Origin of the sequence: Agathobacter ruminis (assembly GCF_002735305.1) — a bacterium.
Taxonomy (GTDB): domain Bacteria; phylum Bacillota; class Clostridia; order Lachnospirales; family Lachnospiraceae; genus Roseburia; species Roseburia ruminis.
The window spans coordinates 1-6,198 of sequence record NZ_PDYG01000020.1; the positions used below are offsets into that span (position 1 = coordinate 1).

Consider the following 6,198-nt stretch of genomic DNA (forward strand, 5'->3'; position numbering starts at 1 on the left):
CGCGTTCCCAATGATGTTCCTCCACCGGTCTATATGGCCCAGGAAAGTGATCAGGAATATTGGGTGTTTGCGTAGAAAAGACTGTGCAGGAGAAGTGCAAATAGTTGAAAGAACAACCTCGATTAAAGAAGCGGGCGCGCGCTTTGCAGAGAATCTAAGCCTTGGCGCCTATCGTGTAACAGAGGGGTGGGTTGAGCAGAATTGCAGCAAGTGGGTTGAGGAATTGAGGAAAGTCTATTAGAATAATATAGACAGGTTTGTTATAACCCCTACCTTCGCTTCGCTTAGAGGAAGGGGTCTTATCCGACTGAGATGAAAGGGGAACATATGAAAAAGTATCAGGATTTAATTTCGGTCATTGTACCTGTGTATAATGCCCAAAAGTATTTGGAAGAATGTATTGAATCGATTTTAAACCAAACCTATCAGAATTTCGAAGTCTGGTTGCTGGATGATCATTCGACAGATGACAGTCGAATGATCTGCGAATCGTATCGTGATCGGGACATGCGATTCCATGTGCTGACTGCACACAATCCGGAGCATCTGGGATGCGGTGCACTCCGGGATCTCGGGATACAATGTGCGACCGGGGACTATACAATCTTTATTGATAGCGATGATACCTTTGAGCCGCATGCACTTGAACGCCTGCTGACTGCAGTCAAAGAAGAAAAGAGTGATATTGCAGTCGGCAATTTCACCAAGTATCTCGAAGCAGATCAGACCTTTTTGTTTCATGTCCATGAGCCGGATTATTTCGTAAAGACCTACAGTCCGCGCGAATGGTTCCAGGAAGGACAGAAGCCGGAATTCTACACGCTGAACTGCTTTACCGTGGCATGGGGCAAATTGATTCGCACAAGCCTGTTGCGAAAAGTATCCTATCGTTCGGATGTGTCATCGGAAGACGATTATACACAATACAAATTATATCTTTTGGCAGATCGCATTACCTTTGTAAATGAGCCACTCTATCTGTACCGTGTGCTGGAAAACAGCAATTTCAGTACAGCGAAACGGTCCACGAAATTTCCGCGTGAGGCACGCGAGGAGCGCATTGCGCTGCTCACTGCAATCGGATTCGATACTTCAAATGAGTTGGAAATGTACAAATACCGCATTCGTATGCAGCGTGATGCCTATCTGGATGAGCACAAGCCGGTAGAATACCGCAATGCCTGTGCGATGCTTGAAATTCTTGAAAAATATCATGCGTTATAATACAAAACAGCAGGACCCGAAAGGTCCTGCTGTTTTTTGTTCGTTTTGATTAATAACAATATGCACTGTCAAAATTGATTACTATTTTGTTTGCCTGATAGTAGGTACCAAAAGTAGATGAGCCATCCAGGTTGCATAAACTTTTTTCGTATTTCTTCATCGACCGTGGAATCAATGACTCCATCTGGTTGTTTTCATGATATGCATACAACAACTGATTGTCTCTGTAAACCAATACTGTAAAGAATACATAATCAAATGTTTCTTTCGTTGAAAGGTTTGCAATTGAATAATATGCTCTTTTTTCTCCAAGCATTTTGTCTTCAATATGCTCATCATTGGACATCATTGCACCTACATTCCATTTTTTTGCTACCACTTTCTTGGCTGTGTAAGTAACCTTCTTTGATGCAGGAATGTAATAATTTCCGCTTTTCTTCGGATGCGGAAGTAACAGGATGGTTGTCTTGTTTGGCTCAAGGCAATAGTTGCTGTCTTTTGAGCCAGACTTCATTGCAATCGATTTTTTCTGTGCATCATAATATTGCGCACTCGCATAAATTTGAATTGGATAGACATTCTTGTTTGTTACGAATGCAACAGTATAGCAAGGGCACTCTTCATAACGAACAGATACCTTCTTGAGTGCTGTCGCACTGTCTACACCAACTGTCACAGCACATTTGTAAATCTTCTTTGCGCACTTTGCAGTGATGGTCACCTTTCCCGGACGAACACCGGTTACCTGACCTTTTGCATTGACAGTTGCAATCTTTTTGTTGCTGGTTGACCATGCAACCTTTGCAGGTGCACCAACCAGTTTCAAAACAATCTTTTTGTCTGCAGCAACTTCTGCCTTTGTCTTGTTTAATACGGCGCTTACCACAACCTTGCAGGATGCGCTCTTTCGACCGCTCTTTGCAGTAATGGTAACAGTTCCTGCTTTGACTCCCTTAACATTTCCCTTTTTATCGACCGTAGCAACCTTCTTGTTGGAAGTTGCATATTTTACATTGCTGTATCCGCTTAACAGTGAAACCTTTATCTTTTTTCCGGCATTCACTTTGTAAGTCTTTGCTGCAGCTTTTGCCTCTACGGTTGCAACTGTCTGAGGTGCAACGATTGGCGAAGTTACCGCCATGCTTAAAATCAGACACAGCGCGGTCAACATTTTTTTCAATTGTTTCATAATGGCCCCCATCTATTTTTTTTAATTTACATACGCCTGATTGATAATTACTTTTACGGTTGCCGGCTGGAAGGTATATCTCTGTCCGCCGCTGTAAACATAATAATGTGCTTGAATATTGATTGCACGATTTGGTTCCATCTTGCCAAGATACTGCTCCTGTACATCAAAGAGATTGCCCTGTGCATCATACATCAAAACGATAGCACTCACACCTGTGTAAGTGGTCTTGGTATTTGTGTTGGTCGCTACTGCGGTAAATCCTTCACTTCCATTGACCTGATTGGTCACCTTGATATAATTGGAACCATATGCTTTCTGATAGCATTTAGATACTTCACACTTTACCTGAGCTCTATAAGGAACGATAAATTTATTCTCAGCATCCTTTGGATTATCCATCATCAATACAACTGTTTTTCCCGGCTCAACACAGGAAACTGAATCAGATGGTGTATAATTGGTCGGAATGCTCTTTCCGTTTGCATCGTAATACATTGCAGTGCCTTTTACGAATACCGGATATAAATTGTTGTTTTTTACAAATGCAAGTGTGTATCTCGCACACATCTTGTAAGTAGCACTTACCTTTTTTACTGCAATATTTCCATCTACATCCACATTCAATGTGCACTTGTAGGTCTTCTTCTTGCAGGTTGCAACGATGGTAGTCTTACCAGGACGAAGTGTGGTTACCTGTCCTTTTGCATTTACGGTTGCAATCTTCTTGTTTTTGCTGGTCCATTTTACTTTTGCAGGCGCTCCTTTTAATTTCAAATTAAACTTCTTGCCTGCTGCAGTTCTGACATCAGTTTTGCTTAATACAGCACTGACATATACAACGGCCTTTAATGATCCGTTGCTTCCCTTTGCGGTGATGGTAACCTTTCCGGCCTTAACCGGTGTTACAACACCCTTCTGGTTTACCTTTGCAATTTTCTTATTGCTGCTGGACCATTTAATCTTGCCTCTGAGTCCAACGGTGTACAAAGACAGCTTCTGACCCATCTTGATTTTGAAGGTCTTGGTGGTCGTCTTTGCTTCAACAGTAGTTGTGGCTACCTGCGGTACAGTGACCGGGGCAACCAGCGCAATGCTCAGTACGAGACATAACGCAGTCATAAATTTTTTTAAACGTTTCATGATTTCCCTTTCTATAAAAGTTGTATTTTGTGGTCATCAGCTAAATTTTCAGCTAGTAGCCCACATTTTCATAATTATAGTCATTTTATTGAGCAATTCAATCCGACTTTGTTACCATTCTCATTATGCGAATATTCTATGTTTTCATCTTCCCTGAAGCGCCCTGTATTTCTTGTACTTTTCGGGAAAATAGAATCATTCATCCAGTTATTTTCTGACATTCTTCAAATGCAGCTGTTACATCAGCATGAACTTATTTAAAAAGGACATCCGAAGAAGGATGTCCTTTTAACTCTTATAAACATAATGTACTATCATACATATTTTGATATAACTAAGATGCTCAACGAAATAACCAGAATTACTAAAGCAACTACTGCAATTAAATCTTCTTTATTTCGCAATTTTTTATAATTTAATATATTTTCTACCAAATAAGAAACAGCTTCTATCAATAACAGTTCATATGGTTTCTCTCCTAGTAGAAACATAATAATAAAAACTATTGTTAAAAATGTTCTAGTAAACAATAAACATTTTGATTGTGTTTCTCTGTAAATCTTAATATCTTCAGATAATTCACTCTTTGCCATAACTCTTCTCCCTATTTACCAAGTTTTTCCTTCACTTTCTTATATGTCTTTTTTGGTGATACCATCAGGAATATCTGGCAGAATTCCTTTCCGATACATTTCCACACATTTTCTTTTGAATTCATAACTATAACGCATAAAAATACTCCTCCTTACTGAACTTTACAATGTCCAGTAAAGAGGGTACATATCAAACTGCATGTGCTTTTTATTTTCTGTTTTCGTCTGTCTATGATAGTTTCCAGACCACAGCTTCGTATGGCTTCAGTTCCCGCTGCGTATGATTGTCATAATTGCCAATCAGTACTTCACCACGCAACTGCTCTGAGATCGTATCCGGGATATCGACATAGTCGTCGAGGAAGTTGCATAATACGATCAGCTTTTCATCGCCGAGTGTGCGGCTGTATGCAAAGATATACGGATGATCCGGTATCAGCAATTCGTATCTGCCATCGACGATGACCGGATTCTCATGGCGCAGTCTGATGAGCTTGCGGTAATAATGGAATACAGAATTCTCATCTGCCAGCTCTGCCTTGGCATGGATGGTCTTGTAATTTGGATTGACTTCAATCCATGGTGTTCCGGTAGTGAATCCCGCATTGGCGCTGTCATCCCACTGCATCGGAGTGCGCGCGTTGTCACGGCTGATCTCGCGAAAATATGCGAGTGCCTGCTCGTGCGACAGTCCGTCGCGCTCTGTCAAATCGCGATATGCATTTAAGGTCTCGACATCTCGATACTGCTCGAGGGATTCGAAATACGCATTGGTCATGCCAAGCTCTTCTCCCTGATAAATATATGGGGTTCCTTTTTGCATATGCAGACAGGTTGCAAGCATCTTTGCCGAAATCTCACGGTATTCTTCGCTGTCATTGCCAAATCTGGATACACAGCGCGGCTGGTCATGATTGTCCCAAAACAGGCTGTTCCAGCCATTCTCGGCCAAGTTTTCCTGCCATTTGCTCATCACGGTGCGAAGCTCCGGCAAATCCATCGGCAGTGAATCCCACTTGCCATGGCGATTCTCATGTTTGCTGCTGCCCGATACATGCTCGAATTCAAAGATCATATTCAGCTCATTGGAGTCCGATCCGGAATACAGCAGTGCCTGTTTGTCGTCTACACCCGGGCACTCACCCACCGTAATCAGCGGATATTTTGAGAGCACACGCTCGTTCATCTCTTTGAGATATTCATGGACATGCGGTCCGTTTGCCCACTCGGCATCATCCGGCAATCCCGGCTGTTTCGAGATCAGACTGATGACATCGAACCGGAATCCGTCGACACCCTTCTCACACCACCAGGTCATCATGCGATAGACTTCCTCGCGTACTTTCGGATTGTCCCAGTTCAGATCCGGCTGCTTTTCCGCAAACAGATGCAGATAGTACTGTCCTGTCTGTTCATCCAGTTTCCATGCAGGGCCGCTGAATACCGACTGCCAGTTGTTCGGCTCGCTGCCATCCTCTTTCGGATCTCTCCAGATATAATAATCACGATACGGATTGTCCTTGCTTTTTCGGCTCTCCAAAAACCATTTATGCTCATCCGAGGTATGGTTTACCACGATATCCATCATGATTTTGATGCCCAGCTGATGTGCTTTTGCAAGCATCTCATCAAAGTCTGCCATCGTGCCAAACTCGGTCATAATGTCCTGATAATCACTAATGTCATATCCATTGTCTGCATTCGGCGACTGATATACCGGCGAAAGCCAGATGACATCAATTCCCAGTTCATGCAAATACTCCAGCTTTCCGGTGATTCCCTTCAAATCTCCGATGCCGTCTCCATTCGCATCTGCAAAGCTGCGCGGATAAATCTGATATACGACCGCGCGCTTCCACCAATCTCTTTCCATGTTGCACCTCCTAAACTAGTAACTCGTCACCCTCATTATAACGGCGACTGTCCATAATATGCGCTGGCCCCGTGTTTGCGGTAAAAGTGTTTCTCTTTGATATTGTCAGGCGCCGGTCGCACATCCGGATTGATGAGCTCTGTGTTGCGCGCCATTTTTGCGACCTCCTCAAGGAC

Annotated in this window: 6 protein-coding genes and 1 pseudogene; 2 read left to right on the forward strand and 5 right to left on the reverse strand. The window is 42.8% G+C overall.

Annotated features, from left to right (window positions below):
• Both CSX02_RS13735 and CSX02_RS05230 read left to right on the forward strand, forming a co-directional pair.
• Positions 1 to 241, forward strand: a 241-nt coding sequence (locus CSX02_RS13735; RefSeq protein WP_207653750.1) for a hypothetical protein, incomplete at its 5' end; no start/stop codon positions are given.
• Positions 242 to 327: 86 nt separating this feature from the next.
• A complete protein-coding gene (locus CSX02_RS05230) occupies positions 328 to 1,224 on the forward strand; it encodes a glycosyltransferase family 2 protein (protein WP_189281354.1) in 897 nt (298 codons plus the stop codon).
• 49 nt (positions 1,225 to 1,273) lie between these two features.
• Here CSX02_RS05230 and CSX02_RS05235 read toward each other — a convergent pair whose 3' ends face one another.
• The 5 genes and pseudogenes from CSX02_RS05235 to araD all read right to left on the reverse strand — a co-directional run.
• Positions 1,274 to 2,413 (reverse strand): Ig-like domain-containing protein, encoded by a 1,140-nt coding sequence (locus CSX02_RS05235; protein ID WP_189281356.1) that lies wholly within the window; start codon positions 2,411 to 2,413, stop codon positions 1,274 to 1,276.
• A gap of 21 nt (positions 2,414 to 2,434) precedes the next feature.
• Complete coding sequence (locus tag CSX02_RS05240) at positions 2,435 to 3,556, reverse strand: Ig-like domain-containing protein (RefSeq protein ID WP_099385880.1); 1,122 nt, start codon at positions 3,554 to 3,556, stop codon at positions 2,435 to 2,437.
• 314 nt (positions 3,557 to 3,870) lie between these two features.
• Positions 3,871 to 4,149 carry a hypothetical protein gene (locus CSX02_RS05245; protein WP_099385881.1) on the reverse strand — a complete coding sequence of 93 codons (279 nt, stop codon included), beginning with the start codon at positions 4,147 to 4,149 and terminating at the stop codon, positions 3,871 to 3,873.
• 229 nt (positions 4,150 to 4,378) lie between these two features.
• Positions 4,379 to 6,022: a glycoside hydrolase family 13 protein gene (locus tag CSX02_RS05255; RefSeq protein WP_099385882.1), complete on the reverse strand. Its 1,644-nt coding sequence runs from the start codon at positions 6,020 to 6,022 to the stop codon at positions 4,379 to 4,381.
• Positions 6,023 to 6,057: 35 nt separating this feature from the next.
• Positions 6,058 to 6,198 (reverse strand): annotated as a pseudogene (araD, locus tag CSX02_RS14095) (L-ribulose-5-phosphate 4-epimerase); the annotation flags it as partial.

Excerpts from the sequence above, each read along its gene's own strand:
- CSX02_RS05230 (WP_189281354.1), top strand. The coding sequence starts at position 328 with ATGAAAAAGTATCAGGATTTAATTTCGGTCATTGTACCTGTGTATAAT.
- CSX02_RS05245 (WP_099385881.1), bottom strand. The coding sequence starts at position 4,149 with ATGGCAAAGAGTGAATTATCTGAAGATATTAAGATTTACAGAGAAACA.
- CSX02_RS05240 (WP_099385880.1), bottom strand. The coding sequence starts at position 3,556 with ATGAAACGTTTAAAAAAATTTATGACTGCGTTATGTCTCGTACTGAGC.
- CSX02_RS05255 (WP_099385882.1), bottom strand. The coding sequence starts at position 6,022 with ATGGAAAGAGATTGGTGGAAGCGCGCGGTCGTATATCAGATTTATCCG.
- CSX02_RS05235 (WP_189281356.1), bottom strand. The coding sequence starts at position 2,413 with ATGAAACAATTGAAAAAAATGTTGACCGCGCTGTGTCTGATTTTAAGC.